This is a genomic window from Ruegeria sp. BG3, assembly GCF_056538485.1.
In genome coordinates this window covers 116,078-134,434 of record NZ_JBQFTE010000004.1, presented here as the reverse complement: position 1 = coordinate 134,434, position 18,357 = coordinate 116,078, and the positions used below count along the sequence as shown (strand labels likewise).

At 59.3% G+C, this 18,357-nt stretch carries 17 protein-coding genes and 1 riboswitch; of the genes, 3 read left to right on the top strand and 14 right to left on the bottom strand.

All coding sequences use genetic code 11. From position 1 onward, the window contains the following. Nucleotides 1-2: 2 nt before the first annotated feature. Entirely contained in the window at nt 3-851 is an 849-nt protein-coding gene (locus ACR0AI_RS08125; RefSeq protein WP_480673068.1) for a peptidylprolyl isomerase, read from the bottom strand. A gap of 176 nt (nt 852-1,027) precedes the next feature. Between ACR0AI_RS08125 and secA the strand changes: the two genes are divergently transcribed. The 3 genes from secA to ACR0AI_RS08110 all read left to right on the top strand — a co-directional run bounded on the left by secA (nt 1,028) and on the right by ACR0AI_RS08110 (nt 6,335). Next, nucleotides 1,028-3,745 (top strand): preprotein translocase subunit SecA, encoded by a 2,718-nt coding sequence (secA, locus tag ACR0AI_RS08120; RefSeq protein ID WP_480673066.1) that lies wholly within the window; start codon nt 1,028-1,030, stop codon nt 3,743-3,745. A gap of 100 nt (nt 3,746-3,845) precedes the next feature. Then, complete coding sequence (locus ACR0AI_RS08115) at nt 3,846-4,754, top strand: hypothetical protein (protein ID WP_480673065.1); 909 nt, start codon at nt 3,846-3,848, stop codon at nt 4,752-4,754. 24 nt (nt 4,755-4,778) lie between these two features. Continuing rightward, nucleotides 4,779-6,335: a phosphate ABC transporter substrate-binding/OmpA family protein gene (locus ACR0AI_RS08110; protein WP_480673063.1), complete on the top strand. Its 1,557-nt coding sequence runs from the start codon at nt 4,779-4,781 to the stop codon at nt 6,333-6,335. A 279-nt stretch (nt 6,336-6,614) separates the two neighbouring features. Here the strand turns inward: ACR0AI_RS08110 and radC are convergent, their stop codons facing one another. The 13 genes from radC to dnaK all read right to left on the bottom strand — a co-directional run bounded on the left by radC (nt 6,615) and on the right by dnaK (nt 18,292). Continuing rightward, the gene (radC, locus tag ACR0AI_RS08105) at nt 6,615-7,370 is read right to left on the bottom strand and encodes a RadC family protein (RefSeq protein WP_480673061.1); all 756 of its coding nucleotides are present in this window, start codon (nt 7,368-7,370) and stop codon (nt 6,615-6,617) included. A 36-nt stretch (nt 7,371-7,406) separates the two neighbouring features. Further along, nucleotides 7,407-8,141: an ABC transporter permease gene (locus ACR0AI_RS08100; RefSeq protein ID WP_170643454.1), complete on the bottom strand. Its 735-nt coding sequence runs from the start codon at nt 8,139-8,141 to the stop codon at nt 7,407-7,409. Beyond that, nucleotides 8,138-8,863 (bottom strand): ABC transporter ATP-binding protein, encoded by a 726-nt coding sequence (locus tag ACR0AI_RS08095; protein WP_480673059.1) that lies wholly within the window; start codon nt 8,861-8,863, stop codon nt 8,138-8,140. Before ACR0AI_RS08095 ends, ACR0AI_RS08100 begins: the two co-directional genes overlap by 4 nt. Beyond that, nucleotides 8,860-9,534, bottom strand: coding sequence for a thiaminase II (gene tenA, locus ACR0AI_RS08090; protein ID WP_480673057.1), 675 nt, complete (start codon nt 9,532-9,534; stop codon nt 8,860-8,862). Before tenA ends, ACR0AI_RS08095 begins: the two co-directional genes overlap by 4 nt. Next, entirely contained in the window at nt 9,531-10,466 is a 936-nt protein-coding gene (locus ACR0AI_RS08085; protein ID WP_170640945.1) for an ABC transporter substrate-binding protein, read from the bottom strand. Before ACR0AI_RS08085 ends, tenA begins: the two co-directional genes overlap by 4 nt. Nucleotides 10,467-10,486: 20 nt before the next feature. Continuing rightward, nucleotides 10,487-11,449 (bottom strand): HesA/MoeB/ThiF family protein, encoded by a 963-nt coding sequence (locus ACR0AI_RS08080; RefSeq protein WP_480673055.1) that lies wholly within the window; start codon nt 11,447-11,449, stop codon nt 10,487-10,489. Then, nucleotides 11,446-12,042: a thiamine phosphate synthase gene (locus ACR0AI_RS08075; protein ID WP_480673053.1), complete on the bottom strand. Its 597-nt coding sequence runs from the start codon at nt 12,040-12,042 to the stop codon at nt 11,446-11,448. Before ACR0AI_RS08075 ends, ACR0AI_RS08080 begins: the two co-directional genes overlap by 4 nt. After that, complete coding sequence (locus ACR0AI_RS08070) at nt 12,039-12,803, bottom strand: thiazole synthase (protein ID WP_480673051.1); 765 nt, start codon at nt 12,801-12,803, stop codon at nt 12,039-12,041. Before ACR0AI_RS08070 ends, ACR0AI_RS08075 begins: the two co-directional genes overlap by 4 nt. 2 nt (nt 12,804-12,805) lie before the next feature. Beyond that, nucleotides 12,806-13,000 carry a sulfur carrier protein ThiS gene (gene thiS, locus ACR0AI_RS08065; RefSeq protein WP_480673049.1) on the bottom strand — a complete coding sequence of 65 codons (195 nt, stop codon included), beginning with the start codon at nt 12,998-13,000 and terminating at the stop codon, nt 12,806-12,808. Beyond that, nucleotides 12,984-13,961, bottom strand: coding sequence for an FAD-dependent oxidoreductase (locus tag ACR0AI_RS08060; RefSeq protein ID WP_480673047.1), 978 nt, complete (start codon nt 13,959-13,961; stop codon nt 12,984-12,986). Before ACR0AI_RS08060 ends, thiS begins: the two co-directional genes overlap by 17 nt. Further along, entirely contained in the window at nt 13,958-14,761 is an 804-nt protein-coding gene (gene thiD / locus ACR0AI_RS08055; protein WP_480673046.1) for a bifunctional hydroxymethylpyrimidine kinase/phosphomethylpyrimidine kinase, read from the bottom strand. The genes ACR0AI_RS08060 and thiD overlap by 4 nt, the downstream gene beginning before the upstream one ends. A gap of 45 nt (nt 14,762-14,806) precedes the next feature. Continuing rightward, nucleotides 14,807-14,911: riboswitch (TPP riboswitch) on the bottom strand. Nucleotides 14,912-15,161: 250 nt separating this feature from the next. Further along, nucleotides 15,162-16,310 carry a molecular chaperone DnaJ gene (gene dnaJ / locus ACR0AI_RS08050; protein ID WP_170380244.1) on the bottom strand — a complete coding sequence of 383 codons (1,149 nt, stop codon included), beginning with the start codon at nt 16,308-16,310 and terminating at the stop codon, nt 15,162-15,164. Between the two features lie 74 nt (nt 16,311-16,384). Then, on the bottom strand, nt 16,385-18,292 hold the full coding sequence (gene dnaK / locus ACR0AI_RS08045; RefSeq protein ID WP_170640934.1) for a molecular chaperone DnaK: 1,908 nt from the start codon (nt 18,290-18,292) through the stop codon (nt 16,385-16,387). Nucleotides 18,293-18,357: the final 65 nt, after the last annotated feature.

Here is an 18,357-nt window from a genome sequence, read left to right as displayed (position 1 = left end):
GTTTACTCCTGAATCAGGTCCAGCTGGCGGATGACTTCAGGACCAACCCCTTCAAGGGCGGTGCGTTCGATCTGAGCCTGTTGGGTCAGCTCATCAATATGGGCCTGAATAGCCTCTTGCTGAATGGTCTGGGCAAGCTCATCGCGCACGGCCTCAAGCGCAGGGGCTTCAGATTTGCGCTTGTCGTTCAGGATGACCAGATGCCAGCCGAACTGCGTTTGCACCGGCTCGGAAATCTGACCTTTTTCAAGGCCTAGCACGGCTTTTTCAAACTCGGGCACCATCTGGCCCTTGCCGAACCAGCCCAGCGCACCGCCATTGGGGCCGGACGGACCCGTCGAATGCTCGCGCGCCATCTCGGCAAAGTCGGCACCGTCATCCAGTTGCGCCTTGAGGGCTTTGGCCTCGTCCTCGGATTCAACCAGAATATGGCTGGCATCGAACTCGTCTTCACCTTCAAACTCAGCAAACTGCGCGTCATAGGCCGCTTGTACCGCCTCATCCGTCACAACATCGTTGGTCAGCGCGTTCACAGTCTGCACCGCCAGCAAAGAGCGTGTCTCATTGTCCAGCGTCAGAGCGTTTTGCTGGGTCAGCTCTTCCTGCTGTTGGCCCAGCAATTGCTGCTGGATCAGTTGCTCAAGCACGAAGTCATACAGCACGTCGTCCTCGATCTGCTGATATTGCTGCGGCAACGCCGCGACGGTGGCTACAACGTGACCCAATGTGATCTCGTCACCGTTGACCGTGGCCAGAACGGTGCCTGCATCTGGCTTGGTTTCGGCGGCCAGCGGCAGCGCCATCACGGCGGTCAAAGCCAGCGATGGCAGAAAAGTGAGGCCTTTGGGCATGGAATCATCCTATTTCTTTGCCGCGACAGGGCGCAGCGTTGACACTTCAGAACCTGCCGCTTACATCGCTTTGAAGCCTTGGACAGGGCCGCCTTTCACCCCCCGTATCTATGGGTTGCGCGCAAGGTGGGCAAGCCTGTCGCAACCAAGACAAGAACAGATCCGCTGGAGTGAACATGCTGGGACTCGGAACGCTCGCCAAAAAGGTGTTCGGAACACCGAACGACCGCAAGATCAAGGCGACCCGCCCCCTTATCGAAAAGATCAACGCGCTGGAACCCGAGTTCGAAAAACTCTCTGACGAGGGTCTGATCGAAAAGACCGCCGAACTGCGCAAACGTGCGCTGGATGGCGAGAGCCTGGATGACCTGCTGCCCGAAGCTTTTGCCAACGTGCGCGAAGGTGCCAAACGCGCACTGGGTCTGCGGGCCTTTGATGTGCAGCTGATGGGCGGCACCTTCCTGCATCAGGGCAATATCTCGGAGATGAAGACGGGTGAGGGCAAGACGCTGGTCGCCACTTTTCCCGCCTACCTGAACGCCCTGACCGGCAAGGGCGTGCATGTCGTCACGGTCAACGAATACCTGGCCAAACGGGATGCTGAATGGATGGGCAAAGTCTTCGCCGCGTTGGGTATGACCACCGGTGTGATCTGGTCGGGCCAGCAAGATGCCGAGAAGAAAGCCGCTTATGCCTGTGACGTGACTTACGCCACGAACAATGAGCTTGGCTTCGACTATCTGCGCGACAACATGAAGGCCGATATGGCCGATATCTATCAGAAATACCACAATTTCGCGATTGTGGATGAGGTCGACTCGATCCTGATTGATGAGGCGCGGACGCCGTTGATCATCTCGGGTCCGGCGCAGGACCGTTCTGATCTGTACACCGCGATTGACGCGCTTATCCCGAGCCTGAGTGACGATCACTATTCGCTGGACGAAAAATCCCGCAACGTGACTTTCACCGATGAAGGCAACGAGTTTCTGGAACAGCAACTGATCGCCGCGGGCCTGATCCCCGAGGATCATTCTCTGTACGATCCCGAAAGCACCACCGTGGTGCATCACGTCAATCAGGGCCTGCGTGCGCATAAACTGTTCCAGCGCGACAAGGACTATATCGTACGTGATGGCAATGTGGTTCTAATCGACGAATTCACCGGCCGTATGATGCCGGGTCGTCGCCTGTCGGAAGGTCTTCACCAAGCCATCGAGGCGAAAGAAAACGTCCAGATTCAGCCTGAGAACGTGACTCTGGCCAGCGTGACCTTCCAGAACTATTTCCGCCTCTATGACAAGCTGGGCGGCATGACCGGGACCGCGCTGACCGAAGCCGAAGAATTCCAGGAAATCTATGGTTTGGGCGTGGTCGAAGTGCCCACCAACCGTCCGATTGCGCGTCTGGACGAGGACGATCAGGTCTATCGCACCGCGATGGAGAAATACGGCGCGATTATCTCTGAGGCGAAGGAAGCCCAGGAAAAGGGTCAACCGGTTCTGATCGGCACCACCTCAATCGAGAAATCCGAAGTTCTTAGTCAGATGCTGACCAAGGAAAAGATCGAACACAACGTTCTGAACGCACGCCAGCATGAACAAGAGGCCCAGATCGTGGCCGATGCGGGCCGCTACAGTGCGGTCACCATCGCCACCAACATGGCCGGTCGTGGTACCGACATTCAACTGGGCGGCAATGTCGAGATGAAGGTTCTGCAGGCCCTGGCCGAAAACCCCGAGGCCGACCCAGCCGAGCTGCGCGCCGCGGAAGAGGCCAAGCACGCCGAGGAAAAACAAAGAGTTCTGGATGCGGGTGGTTTGTATGTCATGGCCTCGGAACGCCATGAAAGCCGCCGCATCGACAACCAGCTGCGCGGCCGCTCGGGCCGTCAGGGCGATCCGGGACGCACTGTGTTCTACCTCAGCCTCGAAGACGACCTGATGCGCATCTTCGGCTCGGAACGTCTGGACAAGGTACTGACCACGCTGGGCATGAAAGAGGGTGAGGCCATCGTTCACCCCTGGGTCAACAAATCGCTAGAACGCGCGCAGTCCAAGGTCGAAGGCCGCAACTTTGACATGCGCAAGAACGTTCTGAAATTCGACGACGTGATGAACGATCAGCGTAAGGTGATCTTCAGCCAACGGCGCGAGATCATGTCAGCCGACGACCTGTCCGAGATCGTCTCGGATATGCGCGAGCAGGTGATCGACGATCTGATCGACGAATATATGCCGCCCAAATCCTATGCAGATCAGTGGGATACCGATGGGCTGCATGAGGCGATCAAGGAAAAGCTGACCATCGATGCCCCGGTTCAGGACTGGGCCGCCGAAGAAGGTGTAGATGACGAACAGGTGCGTGAGCGTCTGGTCAAGGCCGCCGATGAGATGATGGCGCAAAAGGCTGTGGCCTTCGGCCCCGAGAACATGCGCAACATCGAAAAGCAGGTTCTGTTGCAGACCATCGACGGCAAATGGCGCGAGCATCTTCTGACGCTGGAACATCTGCGCTCGGTCGTCGGATTCCGGGGCTACGCCCAGCGCGATCCGCTGAACGAGTACAAGAACGAAAGCTTCCAGCTGTTCGAAGGTATGCTGGACAGTTTGCGCGAAACCGTGACTCAGCAATTGTCGCGCGTGCGTCCGCTGACCGAGGAAGAACAGCGCGAGATGTTGGCGCAGATGGCGGCCCAGCAAGCGCAAGCTCAGCAGGCCGTTGATCAGGCCGCAGGTGCCGCCGAAGCCAAGGCCGAGGCCGTCGCGTCAGGCGATGCACTGCCCGGCTTTGACGAGAATGACCCATCGACCTGGGGCAATCCCTCACGCAACGATCAATGCCCCTGTGGCTCGGGCAAAAAGTTCAAACACTGCCATGGCAGATTGACCTAACGTCAACAAATATCAGTCACAATCGCTCCGCTTCGCGGCCACAAATTGGCCGCGATTGTTAACGAAAGTGCGACTCGCTCCTTCAACTGGGGAGGGTGTTTTGTTCGTAGTAAGAAATTACGTGACCATGTGCGGCACGGTCGCCTGTGCCCTGGGTATTGGTTACCTGATGCAATATGGTGCGCCTGCGCAGCCGAATGGCGCGCAGGAACCTGTCGCCGTGGCCTCTGTCGCGGATCAGGCCTCGGTCATCGCGGGGCTTGAGCGTATCGTGCAAACCTCTTCCTCTGACGAGACCCCCTCTCAACCGATTGAGCGCCCTGCGCCGAAGGCGGCACAAAAGCACACCAATTGCAGTATCAGCGCGCGTGCCTCCGCCCAAATGGGTGCCAATGCACGGCTGCGGATCAAGGCCCCCTGCCGCAGCAACGAACGTGTTGAAATTCACCACAGCGGTCTGACGCTGACGCAGCAAACCGACGAAAACGGTGCCTTGGACCTGACCATTCCAGCCCTATCCGAATACGCCATTTTCCTAATCTCTTTTGAGGATCAAACCGGCACGGTCGCCACCACTCACATCATGGACATTGACCAGTTCGACCGGGTCGCATTGCAATGGCAGGGTCGGACCGATCTGCAAATCCACGCCTTGGAGTTCGGCGCCAGCTATGGTGAGCAGGGGCATATCTCGGCCAATAGCGCATCGCAGGGCGCGGGTTCCGTGGTCCATCTGGGAAGTGCGGGCTTCCATGATGGGCAGAATATCCAGATCTATTCCTTCCCAGCTGCGCGTTCGGAACAGACCGGCTCGGTCGCCTTGACGGTTGAAACCGAAGTGACTGAGGCCAATTGTGGCCGAGATCTGAACGTTCAGTCTTTGGAACTGCGCAGTGATCGCCGGCTGCGGTCGCGCGATCTGATCCTGACTATGCCGATGTGTACCGAAGTCGGTGAGTTTCTGGTGTTGAATAATCTGTTCCAAGACCTGACAATCGCGGCAAATTAAACCGCAGGCAGGCTCGACCTTCTCATGACACGTATTCGTGCGGCGCTGGCCGTACTGTTTTCTGTTTCGCTGGCTGTTTCAGCCGCAGCACAGGATATTGTTCTGACATCGCATGATGGCAAGATCGAAGTCTCCGGCACCCTGCTGGGCTTTGACGGTGAATTCTACCGTGTCGACACCCAGTTCGGAGAGTTGACAATTGATGGCTCTGGCGTCATATGCGACGGCCCGGCCTGCCCCAGCCTGACCGATTTCGTGGCCGAGGTCCGGTTCTCGGGATCGTCCGTCATGGCTGAGACGGTCCTGCCTGCCCTGATCATCGGCTTCGCTCGGCAAGAGGGTCTGACAGCAACCCCATCGCGTGTGGATGAACGCAGCTTTGCCTATGAGCTGCGCCAGCCAGACCGCACGGCCCCTCTGGCCCGCCTGTTCTTTCGCGTTGGAACGACGGATCAGGGGTTTGCCGACCTGATGGACAACTACGCCGATATCGTGATGGCGCAACGCGAAATCCGGGATGAGGAACGCAGCGCGGCCGAGGCCGCAGGTCTGGGAGACCTGACCCACCCCCGCCGCGCGCGGATTGTGGCGCTAGATGCGATCGTGCCGGTGGTTGCGCCAGAGAACACCGTTCAACAGATCTCACCTGCGGATCTGGTCCGTGTTCTGTCGGGCGAGATCACCAATTGGACAGATCTGGAAGGGCCGGACGCTCCGATTGCCTTACACATGCCAGACGCTGGGTCAGGCTTGTCCCAGGATGTCGAGGACCAGCTGCTGCGCCCCGCTCAGGCTGAGCTATCCGAAGGCGTTCTCCGCCACCAGCGCAATCGCGATCTTGTCCAAGCAGTGGCCAACGACCCATTCGCGATCGGCATCACGACGCAGACGGCCTCGGGCCCGACCCGCGCACTGCCTTTGGCTGGAGGCTGCGGACATGCCCTTGCGGCGACCCGCCAGTCAATCAAAACCGAGGACTACCCGCTGACCTCTCCGATGTTTCTCTACCTGCCACAACGCCGCCTGCCGCGGATCGCACGCAAGTTTCTGGCCTATACCCGCTCAGCCGACGCGCAGATGGCCATACGGCAGGCCGGGTTTGTCGATCAAGCGACCGAGAACCTGCCCATAGGGCTGCAAGGCAATCGGCTCGCCAATGTCATCGTTTCTGGTGGAGCCGAGGTCGGATTGGAAGAGCTTCAACACATGGTCGAAACTCTTCGGCCATTGTCTAGGCTGTCGATCTCCTTCCGATTCGAGCCGGGAAGCTCTCGCCCAGATGCACAATCGCGGTCCAATATTCTGCAATTGGCCCAGGCGCTTGAGTCCGGCAGTTTGACCCCTCGTAAACTTGTCTTCGCCGGGTTCAGCGACGGTGATGGAAGCGCAAGCGCCAATGCCCGGATAGCTCATCGCAGGGCACAAACGGTGCGCAATGCTGTTCTGGCCGCCATTGAAACCGAAATCCCCGACAGTATCGAGATCACAACCGAAGGCTTCGGAGAGGCGATGCCCATGGCCTGCGATGACACGGAGTGGGGCCGAAAAACAAACCGCCGGGTTGAGGTGTGGGTGAACTAGAGGGTGACGATATCGGACAGAAACTCGGACGAAACCGCCTCTGCAAGCAATGAGGGTTCCGCCCAGCCGCGCGGAGACCATGTCTGATCTCTAGATACACGACGCTTTTTGCGGTGAGAAGCAACACCATGCACAAACCCTGTGACGCATTTGGATAGAGGCAACATGGGCGAAAGCGAGAAACTGTCCTCATCGAAATGAATAGGCCAAAGTGGAACTCTCAACCCAGACAACAACTTCAGTCGTTAGGACAATCAACTGAAAACACAACTCTTCCCGTCACAAATACCCCTCGGATCGAAAGCTCAGCTCGGTTGATTTTCCGATAATCAGATGATCGTGCAGCGTCAGCCCCAAGGCCGTGCAGGCTTCCTGAATGCGGTTGGTCATGTCGATATCCGATTGCGACGGCGTGGGGTCGCCGGAGGGATGGTTATGCACCAAAATCAGGGCCGAGGCGTTCAGCTCCAGCGCTCGTTTTGCCACCTCGCGCGGGTAGACCGGGACATGATCAACAGTGCCCTTCGCCTGCTCCTCATCCGCGATCATCACGTTCTTGCGGTCAAGGTAGAACACGCGAAACTGCTCGATCTCTCGATGCGCCATCGTTGTGTGGCAATAGTCCAGCAAAGCATCCCAGCCTGAAATCACGTGGCGCTGCATCACCCGCGCGCGGGCCATGCGATGGGCGCAGGCTTCAAGGATTTTCAGATCGGTGATGACGGTTTCACCGACGCCTTTGATTTGACGTAACCGCTCCTCTGGCGCGGTCAATACGCGGTTGAAGTCGCCAAACGTATCCATCAGCAGCCGGGCCAGAGGTTTCACATCCTGACGCGGGATAGATCGGAATAGCACCAGTTCCAGCAACTCATAATCCGGCATAGCGCCCGAGCCGCCAGACATGAACCGTTCGCGCAACCGCTTGCGATGGTCTTTGATGTAGGAGGGTAACCGACCCGTCGGCAGCGGCTGCGCTGGCGCTTCGTCCGTATCGAAAAGCATTGGGGCTTCGGCAAAGGCGTCCTGTGTCATGGGCCTCACCTTGGCGCAGAATCGGTTTCTGAAAGGTTAACGCGCCTCACCGGCCATGCGGGCCGTGGCGCGGCGTACCAGCATGTGCAGCAGGATCGAGAACACGCCCAAAGTCAGCATGGCCGCGAACATCAGATCGGTCTTGGCCCGGCCATTGGCCAGCAGCATCAGGTAGCCCAACCCTTGCGAGGACCCGACCCATTCGCCAATAACCGCGCCAATCGGGGCATAGACCGCCGCCAATCGCATCCCCGAGGCCAGCGAAGGCAGCGCTGCCGGGATACGTATGTGCCACAGAACCGAACGCGGGCTTGCCTGCATCGTGCGCGCAAGATCGAGATACCCGGGCGGGGTCCTCATCAGACCGTCAAAAAACGAAGAAGTGATCGGGAAGTAGATGATCAGAACCGCCATCGCGACCTTGGACCAGAGGCCATAACCCAGCCACAAGGTCAGCAGCGGCGCCAGCGCAAAGACCGGCAGAGCCTGAGTGAAAACCAGCATCGGCTGCACCAACACCCGTGCGGCCCGCGAATTGGCCAGTTGCAGCGCGGTGACGACGCCCAGCACGGTACCAACCGCCAGGCCAATCACGACCTCAACTGCGGTAATCCAAGTGTGTTCCGCAATCACCCAGCGGTTCTGCCACCACGTTTCGGCCACAAGCGCCGGGCCGGGCAGGATGAATTTGGGCAGGCCGGTCAGGCTGACAATCGCTTGCCAGACGGCCAGCGCGAACAAGGTTGCGGCGAGGGCGGAGAGGAGTTTCATGCCGCCTCTCTCAATAGTTTCAGCAGCGCGCCTTGGGTTTCCAATGTCTGCAGATCATCCACATGGCGCGGTGCAGGTGCGGCAGGTGGGGCGCAAGGGGTCAGCCCTTGCTGCGTCATCACGACGATGGATTGGCCCAGACGTGCGGCCTCGGCCGGGTCGTGGGTGACCAGAAGGACTGTCCGACCCTGCAGCGCCTCTGCGGCCAGATCCTGCATGTCCGCGCGGGTGCGCGCGTCGAGCGCCGAGAATGGCTCATCCAGCAGCACGATGGGGCGATCCTCCATCAGGGTCCGCGCCAAGGCGACGCGCTGTCTCTGGCCGCCGGACAGTTCCGACGGTTTCTTGGCCATGTGGTCTTGTAAGCGCATCCGCTCGATCAGGCGATCCCGGCGATCCAGATCGGGTTTCTCACCCCGCAACCGCGCTCCGAGCGAGACATTTTGCGCCACCGTCGCCCAAGGCAGCAGCAAGTCATCCTGCGCCATATAGGCCACGCGGGTCGGGACGGTTTGGCCATCGCTGGCCATGATCTGACCAGTGAAATCAGCGCCTGTCTCCAACCCGGCAATCAGGCGCAGAACCGTGGTTTTGCCAACGCCCGATCCACCCAACAGACAAGTCCACTGCCCCGCCCCAAGGGTCAGGGTCAGCGGTGCGAATAAGGGCGTATCGCCAATGCTCGCGTGTCCGCTGATGGTGAGATCGGGCGCCGGGGTCATGGAGTCAGACCCATTTGCCAGAAATTGACCTCTAGCTCCGTGGCGGTTCGGAAGGTTTGGCACAGACGATCCCATCGCGGAGAAGCCTCGAAATCCGCTCCAATACGCCTTGTTAGAGCCGAATCCAACAATTCACCAACCGCCTTGCACGCGCCCTGGTAGTCCTCACCAGCATAGGTGTTGATCCAGTCGCGATAGGTCTCGGATGTGGCCTCGGAGGCCAGTCGAGACCCGAGTTCTCCGTATCCCATCACACAGGGTGCCAGCGCTGCCAGCAAGTCCAACAGATCGCCACTGTACCCGGCCTCAAGCACGAACCGCGTATAGGCCAGATTTTCGGCACGTTCCGGGGTTGCAAACAGCTCCTCCTGAGAGATTCCGGCCGCTTCGCAGATCCCGATATGCAGCTGCATCTCTTCGGCGACCAAGGCGTTCACGGTGCCCACAGCCGTCAGCATTTCGGAATGCGTTTCTGATTTCGCCACCGCCAGCGCCCAGGCGCGGCTGAAATGGATCAGGAACACATAATCCTGACGCAGGTAATGCAGGAATGCCTCGCGGGGCAGAGAGCCGTCCTTCATCCCTTCGACAAAGGCGTGGCGGGTGTAGTCCTGCCACGGCCCCTGCGCCGCATCACGCATCAGCGTAAAGGCTTTGCCATATTCGCTCATTGCGCGGTCACGTCGATGGTTATGTCGCTGACCGGCAGTACGCTGTCGATCATACCGCTTTCGTTCAGGAAGGTTTCGAACCGGGCGTAACGGCCTGCATCAAAACCCGCCGGGCGCAGAGCGAAACGTGGCAGAGTGTCGACCCATGCGCGGGCGTTCAGCTCATCCTGCAACTCGGGCGAGGTCGCGGCGAAGATCTCCCAGCTTTTCTCCGGGTTGTTGACGATGTACTGGGTCGCTTTTTCGGTTGCTGCCAGGAAACGCGCGATCTTGTCCTTGTCCATCGTCTCGGGGTTGGCGACGTAGATCAGCTCGTCATAAGACGGCACGCCCTCTTCCTCGATATAGAAGCAGGTGCCGGGACGGCCTTCGATATCCATCTGGTTCAGCTCGAAGTTCCGATAGGCGCCGATCACCGCATCCACTTGGCCGGTCATCAGCGACGGTGAGAGCGAGAAGTTCACGTTGATCAATTCAACATCGTCCAGAGTCACGCCATATTTACCCAGAACGGTGGTCAGAACAGCCTCTTCCACGCCCGCGACCGAGAAACCGATTTTCTTGCCCTTCAGGTCCGCAGGCGACTTGATCGGGCCGTCTTCCAGAACCAGCAGGCAGTTCAGAGGAGTCGCGACCAGCGTGCCGACGCGTTTCAGCGGCAAGCCTTCGTGGATTTGCAGGTGCAGTTGCGGTTGATAAGATACGGCCAGTTCGGCCTGACCAGCAGCCACCAGACGCGGCGGGGCAGACGGGTCGGCGGGCGGAACGATCTCGACCTGCAACCCTTGCTCGGCAAAATAGCCGTTTTCCTGCGCCACGATGATCGGGCCGTGATCAGGGTTGATGAACCAATCCAGCAGAACGGTCATCTTGTCTTCGGCCCAGGCCGGCGCAGCGGCCAGAAGGGCGATGGCTGTCATCAGCTTTTTCATGTCTCGCGTTTCCTTTTCACTCACGAGGTTGAGGCCGCAACGAGGACAATCTCGCCCGGCCAATCCGGTTCAATCTGTTCAGCCGCACGCCAGGCGCGCAGGCCGGTTGCACAGCACAAAGCCAGTCGTTTTGCCTTGTTAGGCTCTGATTTCAGGTGTTCCACGCTTAGACGACGTGCCAGAGGGTGGATGGGTTGTGGGGCTTCGTCTTCGTCCCGAAGCTCAACAATTACATCATCTGAAGACAACTGCGAGGCGGCAACGAAGGCGAAGGACTGCTCAGGCTCAGGCGCTGCGTCAAAACGGAAGCTGGAGCTTCGGAAGGTCTGGGCGTCTACCTGCACCATCTGGCCAAGGGGCGACGGGTTGAGGCCGAGGATCAAAGCCAACGCCATCTGCGCCTGCATCGCGCCGATCATGCCCACCACCGGCCCCAGCACACCTGCCGTGGCACAACTCGCCCCGCTAGTCGGGGCCTCGGGGAACACGGCCCGCAGTGACGGCGCACCGCCGCAGAACGCACCAATATAGCCAGACAGGCCCAACACCGAGGCACTGACCAAAGGTTTTCCCGAGGTCAGGCAGATATCCGACAGCGTGTAGCTGGCGGCATAGCTGTCCGCACAGTCGAGAATCACATCGGCCTGTGAAACAAAACCGGCCGCATTCTCCTTTGTTAGAGCCTGTTTTTGCGCGACGACGTCGATATCAGAATTCAAAGCACGGCAGCGATCGGCTGCAACTTCGGCCTTTGGGCGCCCGCAATCTGCCTCGGTAAACAGCGTCTGGCGATGCAAGTTCGACAAGACCACATCATCCGCATCGAGGATCGTCAGATGCCCAACGCCTGCCCCGGCCAGCAAAGGCAGGACCGGAGCCGCCAGACCGCCCGCCCCGACAACCAAGACCCGCGCCTTGGACAGGCGCGCCTGCCCTTCGGCCCCGACCTCGGGCAGGATCATCTGGCGGGCGTAGCGGCTCATCTGGTGGCCTCGATCCACTGGCGCACCCGCGCCTCGGGGTCGGCGTTCAGGGTAATGTCTGTGACGACCGAGACAATGTCGGCACCCGCCTCACGCACGCCGGGCGCGCGTTCGACGCTCATACCACCGATCCCCACCAGAGGGATATCGCCCACACGGGCCTTCCACTCGGTGACGCGCGGCAGGCCCTGCTGCTCCCACTTCATCTTTTTCAGGATCGTCGGATAGACCGGCCCCAGCGCGACATAGTCGGGGTCCATGGCGAGAACACGCTCCAACTCATCATCGTCATGGGTGGAAACGCCCAGCTTTAGACCCGCTTTTCGGATCGCCTTGAGGTCGGCATCATCCAAGTCTTCCTGCCCCAGATGAATCCAGTCGCAGCCCGCATCAATGGCGGCCTGCCAAAAGTCGTTCACCACCAGAACCGCACCATGCTGATTGCACAGATCGCGAGAGGTTGCGATCTCGGCCCGGACGACATCGTCCGGCTGATCCTTCATGCGCAGCTGCACCAGCTTTACACCCAAGGGCAGCATCCGCCGCAGCCAGTCGGAGTGGTCAAAGATCGGGTAGAAACGGTCCAAACTCATGACAGAAACGCCTTTCCAACGACGGGGGTTGAGGGTTCGGCCATGTCGCGGGCCTCGATCGGGTCGGCCTGATGGGCCAGCTGCCCGGCCTCAACCGCACGCATCATGGCCTTTGCCATCAAGGCCGGATCGCCGGCGCGGGCGACGGCAGTGTTCAGCAACACGGCGTCATATCCTAGCTCCATCGCGTGGGCCGCATGGCTGGGCAGGCCGATCCCGGCATCAATCACAAGCGGCACATCCGGAAACTCGGCCCGCATTGCGCGCAAGGCGTATTCATTGTTCAGCCCCCGGCCCGAGCCGATGGGCGCGCCCCAGGGCATCAGAACCTCGCACCCGGCCTCAAGCAGCCGCTCGCCCACGATCAGGTCGTCGGTGGTATAAGGGAAGACCTCGAACCCATCCTCGGTCAGGATGCGCGCGGCTTCGACCAGCTGGAAGACGTCAGGCTGCAGACTGTCGGTATGGCCGATCAGCTCCAGCTTGATCCACTTGGTCTCAAACACTTCGCGGGCCATATGCGCGGTAGTCACCGCCTCTTTGATCGTATGGCACCCGGCAGTGTTAGGCAGCACCAGCACGCCCAGATCACGAATCATCTGCCAAAAGGTCTGACCCGCCCCGGCTTCCCGCCGCAAAGAGACAGTCGCCACACCCGCGCCGCTGTCGCGGAACGCCTGTTCGAGGATAGCAGGGCTGGGATATTGCGCGGTGCCCAGCATCAGCGGGTTGGGCAGATCGACGCCATAAAAGCTTTTCATCCTCACCCTCCTTGCATCGGCGACAGGATTTCGACTCGGTCACCTTCGGACAGGGCATGGGCAATGCGCAGGCTTGAGGGCACGAATTCCTCGTTCACTGCCGTTGCGACACGGCCCGAGACACCGCATTCCTCTAGCAGCTCTGCCAAGGTAGAGGCCATTACCTCCTTGGGGTCGCCGTTAAGCACGATCTTCATCGACCATCTCCGAATGTTTGTTCTCAAGCGCCAGATCGGCCACGCCCTGTGCCAAGGCAGGGGCCAACAGGTAGCCATGGCGGTAAAGGCCATTGGCATAGATCGTCCGACCCAGGCGCCGGATACGCGGTAGGTTGTCAGGAAAAGCAGGGCGCAGATCGACGCCGATTTCCAGCACCTCAGCCTCACCGAAGGCCGGGTTCAGAGCGTAGGCCGCGCTGAGCAGTTCCAGCATTGAGCGCGCAGTGATCCGGCTGCTGTCTTCGCTTTCGATCATGGTCGCGCCCAGCATGTAAATGCCCTCGCCACGCGGCACGATGTAGAGCGGCATCCGCGGATGCAGCAGGCGCACGGGACGTGTCAGCGTCACGTCAGGGCAGCGGACAACGAGCATCTCGCCCTTTACGCCGCGCAGATCATGCAGATATTCCCGCGCGTGCAGACCTCGACAATCGATGGCGTTCTCCAGCTGTGCAGGTGCGAGTTTGCGGTGGAATTCAACGCCCTTGTCTTTGAGTCCTCGGTGCAGGTCCAGCAGCGCCTGACGGGGGTCAAGATGCGCTTCTTGATCGAAGTACAGTCCCTTTCCGAATCCATGCAAATCAGGCTCTAAATTGGCGATTTTTGCCCGATCTACTTCGGAATAAGAATTCGTCCGACGGGCAAATCTACGCAAATCCGGAATGTCCCGCGCATTTGCCACGACCAGAGTACCGCATCGTCGCACAGGTGTTCGGGAGGCCCACCACTCGATGGCGGATTGACCCAGCCTGAGGACAGGTTCCTCCGCGTTTTCATACTCGCACCACGGGGCTAACATACCGCCCGCCCACCAGGAACATCCATGCGGACCCGGAGGGCCGCCGGGATCAAAAACCTGCACCTTTGCCCCGCGCGAAACCAGCTCGGACGCGACAGCCAAACCGGCTACACCGGCCCCTATGACGGACCAGAGGCTCACGCAGACCACACCCGGTGGAAATGATGAACAGGTCCGTGGCCCGCACCGATCTTCAGCTCATCGGCCCGCGCGATGGCGCCCTGCAGATACTCATGCGCCTGCGCCACAGCATCGACAAGCGTCAGCCCCTTGGCCAAACCGGCAGCGATGGATGAAGACAGGGTGCAACCCGTTCCATGGGTGTTTCGGGTTGCTTTCCGTGGGGCCTGAAATTCGGCAATCACCCCGGTTTCGTCGATCAGCAGATCATGGCAAACATCCCCCTTGCCATGACCGCCCTTCATCAAAACCGCTTTTGCACCCAACGCACACAGAGCTTTGCCCTGTTCAACCATCGCCTCGGGCGTGTCGGCATCACCTTGATCCAGCAAACATGCTGCCTCGGGCAAGTTTGGCGTCAGAACTGTTGCACGGGGCAGCAGAACGTCGCGTAGCGTTTGAACTGCCTCATCGGCCAGAAGGGCATCACCGGATTTCGCAATCATCACGGGGTCCAGAACGACCGGTCCTTGAAACTCGGAAATCCCCTGCGCCACGGTCTCAATAATCTCCGGCGTCGCCAGCATTCCGATCTTGATAGCGCGCACATCCAGATCGCTGAGCACCGCTTGGATCTGGGCCGAGATGACCTCCGACGGAATACCATGCACGGCCGTAACCGCCTGTGTGTTCTGAGCGGTGACGGCGGTGATCACGCTGGCCCCGAAGACACCCAAAGCCGACATCGCCTTGAGATCGGCCTGAATGCCCGCGCCGCCTCCGCTGTCAGATCCTGCTATGGTCAAGGCAATAGGTGCCACGTCGTTGCTCCATCTTTTGTGAGCAACTCGGGCATGGAAAACGTCTGTTTGCTTTAGACCGTTCCCTACGCCGGAATTGCCCGGATCAGGTTCGATGGGTTAGCGCTTGCGCCTCTCAGCCCTTCGATAAGGGCACCCCAACGGTTGATGCGGACAATCTCAGGACCAGTCTGGAAAATCAAGCCTCAATCCGCGTATCGTATGGCCAATATCTTCAATAAAATAAGGCCAGAGGAGCGGTGGAGTTTGCGGGAATCTGCCGCAAGCTTTGAAGCTATTTGCGACAGATGAATGAAGGATCACATCGTTTGCGAGACCGAGCCACCTGGCGACAGATACGTGGGGCGGCGAGATCAGAATCTCGATTCAAAAAGGCCGCCCCAGTTGGAGCGGCCTGAACTTAGCTTTTCATCCCGTCCCAGAAGGACTTCACGGATGAGAAAAAGCTTTTTGATTCTGGATGGTTATCCTCACCTAAATCATCGAACTCACGCAAAAGTTCTTTCTGGCGAGAGGTAAGGTTGACCGGTGTTTCCACAGCCAGTTCGATGAACATGTCGCCGATGCCACCACCCCGCAACGCGGGCATACCCTTTCCGCGCAGGCGCATCTGGCGACCGGATTGGCTGCCCGCCGGAATCTGCACCCGTCCGCGCCCGCCATCAATGGTCGGTACCTCGATGGACCCGCCCAGCGCGGCTTTGGCCATGCTGACAGGCACGCGGCAATAGAGGTTCACGCTGTCACGTTCGAACAGTTTGTGATCCGAGACCTCAACAAAGATATAGAGGTCGCCCGGAGGGCCGCCGCGCATCCCAGCCTCGCCCTCACCCGCGAGGCGGATGCGTGTACCGGTCTCAACACCGGCGGGGATGTTGACCGACAGGGCGCGTTCTTTTTCCACACGACCCGCGCCATTGCAGGATTTACAGGGGTTTTTGATGATTTGTCCCAGACCCGAACAGGTCGGGCAGGTGCGTTCAACTGTGAAAAAGCCCTGCTGAGCCCGAACCTTACCCATGCCAGAGCAAGTTGGGCATGTCGTAGGTTCTACACCACCCTCAGCGCCCGAGCCGTCACAGGCCGAACAAGCCACGGCGGCAGGAACGTTGATGGTTTTCTGCAGGCCCGAAAACGCCTCTTCCAGTGTCACGCGCAGGTTATAGCGCAGGTCGGACCCGCGTGCGGCCCGGCGTCCGCCACCACCACCACGTTGGCCGCCCATGAAATCGCCGAAGAGATCATCGAACACATCCGAGAACGCGCTGGAGAAGTCACCCTGCCCAAAGCCACCGCCCGGACGGCCACCACCGCCCATGCCGTTTTCAAAAGCGGCGTGACCAAAGCGGTCGTAGGCGGCTTTTTTGTCGGCATCGCGCAGCACGTCATAGGCTTCGTTCGCTTCTTTGAACTGCGCTTCGGCATCCGGGTTGTCTTTGTTGCGGTCGGGATGCAATTCCTTGGCTTTCTTGCGAAAACCTTTCTTGATCTCATCCGCAGATGCGCCCTTGGTTACACCAAGCACATCATAGTAGTCGCGTTTTGACATCAGTTTTCCCTTCTGCCTCAACGTAATCGGGCCGGCCCGGCAAGCGGACCGGCCCAGATTGGCCCGGTTACCGGTTACTTACGCTTGTCGTCGTCCAGATCTTCGAACTCGGCGTCGACAATGTCATCATCCACAGGACCCGCATCTGCCGCTGCAGGCTCTTCCTCGCCCTCTTCGGCTTGCGCCTTGTAGATGGCTTCGCCCAGCTTCATAGCTGCTTCGGTGACGTTTTGGATGCCAGACTTGATCTTGTCGGCGTTCTCTGTTTCCAGCTCGTCCTTCAGCGCGGCAATTGCCAGCTCAATGGCTTCGATGGTGGTCGGATCGACCTTGTCGGAGTGCTCTTCCATCGACTTCTCGGTCGAGTGGATGAGGCTTTCCGCCTGGTTCTTGGCGTCGACCAGCTCGCGGCGTTCCTTGTCGGCTTCCGCGTTCTCTTCGGCGTCCTTGACCATCTTTTCGATGTCCTCGTCGGACAGACCGCCCGAGGCCTGGATGGTGATCTTCTGCTCTTTGCCGGTGCCCTTGTCCTTGGCCGAAACCGAGACAATGCCGTTGGCGTCGATGTCAAAAGTCACCTCGATCTGAGGCATACCGCGCGGTGCCGGCGGGATATCTTCGAGGTTGAACTGACCCAGGATTTTGTTGTCCGCAGCCATTTCACGCTCACCCTGGAACACGCGGATAGTCACGGCGTTCTGGTTGTCCTCGGCGGTCGAGAAGACCTGAGACTTCTTGGTCGGGATCGTGGTGTTGCGGTCGATCAGGCGGGTGAACACGCCACCCAGAGTTTCGATGCCCAGCGACAGCGGGGTCACGTCCAGCAGAACCACGTCCTTGACGTCGCCCTGCAGAACACCGGCTTGGATAGCCGCGCCCATGGCAACCACTTCGTCCGGGTTCACACCTTTGTGGGGCTCTTTGCCGAAGAATTTGGTGACCTCTTCGATCACTTTCGGCATCCGGGTCATACCACCGACCAGAACAACTTCGTCCACGTCGGCAGCCGACAGACCGGCGTCTTTCAGAGCGGCGGCGCAAGGCTTCATCGACTTTTTGATCAGGTCGGAAACCAGCGATTCCAGCTTGGCACGGGTCAGCTTCATGACCATGTGCAACGGCTGACCGTTCGACCCCATTGAGATGAACGGCTGGTTGATTTCGGTCTGCGAGGTCGAGGACAGCTCGATCTTGGCTTTTTCAGCGGCTTCTTTCAGACGCTGCAGGGCCATTTTGTCTTGCGACAGGTCGACACCGTGTTCCTTTTTGAACTCGTCCGCCAGGTAGTTGACGATGCGCATGTCAAAGTCTTCACCACCCAGGAAGGTGTCACCATTGGTCGATTTGACCTCGAACAGGCCGTCATCGATCTCCAGGATGGTCACGTCGAAGGTACCACCACCAAGGTCATAGACCGCGATGGTTTGGGTTTCTTCTTTGTCCAGACCATAGGCCAGAGCAGCCGCAGTCGGTTCGTTGATGATCCGCAGCACTTCCAGACCGGCGATTTTGCCGGCGTCTTTGGTGGCCTGACGCTGTGCGTCGTTGAAGTATGCTGGAACGGTGATAACCGCTTGCGTGACTTCCTCACCCAGATAGCTTTCTGCGGTTTCCTTCATCTTGCCCAGAGTGAAGGCCGAGATTTGGCTTGGGGAGTACTTTTCACCACGGGCTTCAACCCATGCGTCCCCGTTGCCGCCATTGACGATGGCATAGGGCACCATTTTCTTGTCTTTTTCGACTTCGGCATCATCCACACGACGACCGATCAGACGCTTGACGCCAAAAATCGTGTTGTCGGGGTTGGTGACCGCCTGACGTTTTGCAGGCTGACCGACCAGTCGCTCATCTTCGGTGAAGGCGACGATCGAGGGCGTGGTCCGCGCTCCTTCGGCGTTTTCGATGACCTTCGGCTGCGAGCCATCCATGATCGCAACACACGAGTTGGTGGTGCCGAGGTCAATCCCGATTACTTTTCCCATATTTTCAATCCCTTTCTCTTCAAGGCGATGTCCCGAGGGCCGGACCCGTTATGGCATCCCGTCCC

Bases quoted from the DNA above. Each gene is read 5' to 3' on its own strand.
- ACR0AI_RS08085 (WP_170640945.1), bottom strand. From the start codon at position 10,466: ATGAAAAAGCTGATGACAGCCATCGCCCTTCTGGCCGCTGCGCCGGCC.
- tenA (WP_480673057.1), bottom strand. From the start codon at position 9,534: ATGAGCGAATATGGCAAAGCCTTTACGCTGATGCGTGATGCGGCGCAG.
- ACR0AI_RS08125 (WP_480673068.1), bottom strand. From the start codon at position 851: ATGCCCAAAGGCCTCACTTTTCTGCCATCGCTGGCTTTGACCGCCGTG.
- dnaK (WP_170640934.1), bottom strand. From the start codon at position 18,292: ATGGGAAAAGTAATCGGGATTGACCTCGGCACCACCAACTCGTGTGTT.
- ACR0AI_RS08075 (WP_480673053.1), bottom strand. From the start codon at position 12,042: ATGAGTTTGGACCGTTTCTACCCGATCTTTGACCACTCCGACTGGCTG.
- dnaJ (WP_170380244.1), bottom strand. From the start codon at position 16,310: ATGTCAAAACGCGACTACTATGATGTGCTTGGTGTAACCAAGGGCGCA.
- ACR0AI_RS08110 (WP_480673063.1), top strand. From the start codon at position 4,779: ATGACACGTATTCGTGCGGCGCTGGCCGTACTGTTTTCTGTTTCGCTG.
- secA (WP_480673066.1), top strand. From the start codon at position 1,028: ATGCTGGGACTCGGAACGCTCGCCAAAAAGGTGTTCGGAACACCGAAC.
- thiS (WP_480673049.1), bottom strand. From the start codon at position 13,000: ATGAAGATCGTGCTTAACGGCGACCCCAAGGAGGTAATGGCCTCTACC.
- ACR0AI_RS08100 (WP_170643454.1), bottom strand. From the start codon at position 8,141: ATGAAACTCCTCTCCGCCCTCGCCGCAACCTTGTTCGCGCTGGCCGTC.
- radC (WP_480673061.1), bottom strand. From the start codon at position 7,370: ATGACACAGGACGCCTTTGCCGAAGCCCCAATGCTTTTCGATACGGAC.
- ACR0AI_RS08095 (WP_480673059.1), bottom strand. From the start codon at position 8,863: ATGACCCCGGCGCCCGATCTCACCATCAGCGGACACGCGAGCATTGGC.
- ACR0AI_RS08080 (WP_480673055.1), bottom strand. From the start codon at position 11,449: ATGAGCCGCTACGCCCGCCAGATGATCCTGCCCGAGGTCGGGGCCGAA.
- ACR0AI_RS08070 (WP_480673051.1), bottom strand. From the start codon at position 12,803: ATGAAAAGCTTTTATGGCGTCGATCTGCCCAACCCGCTGATGCTGGGC.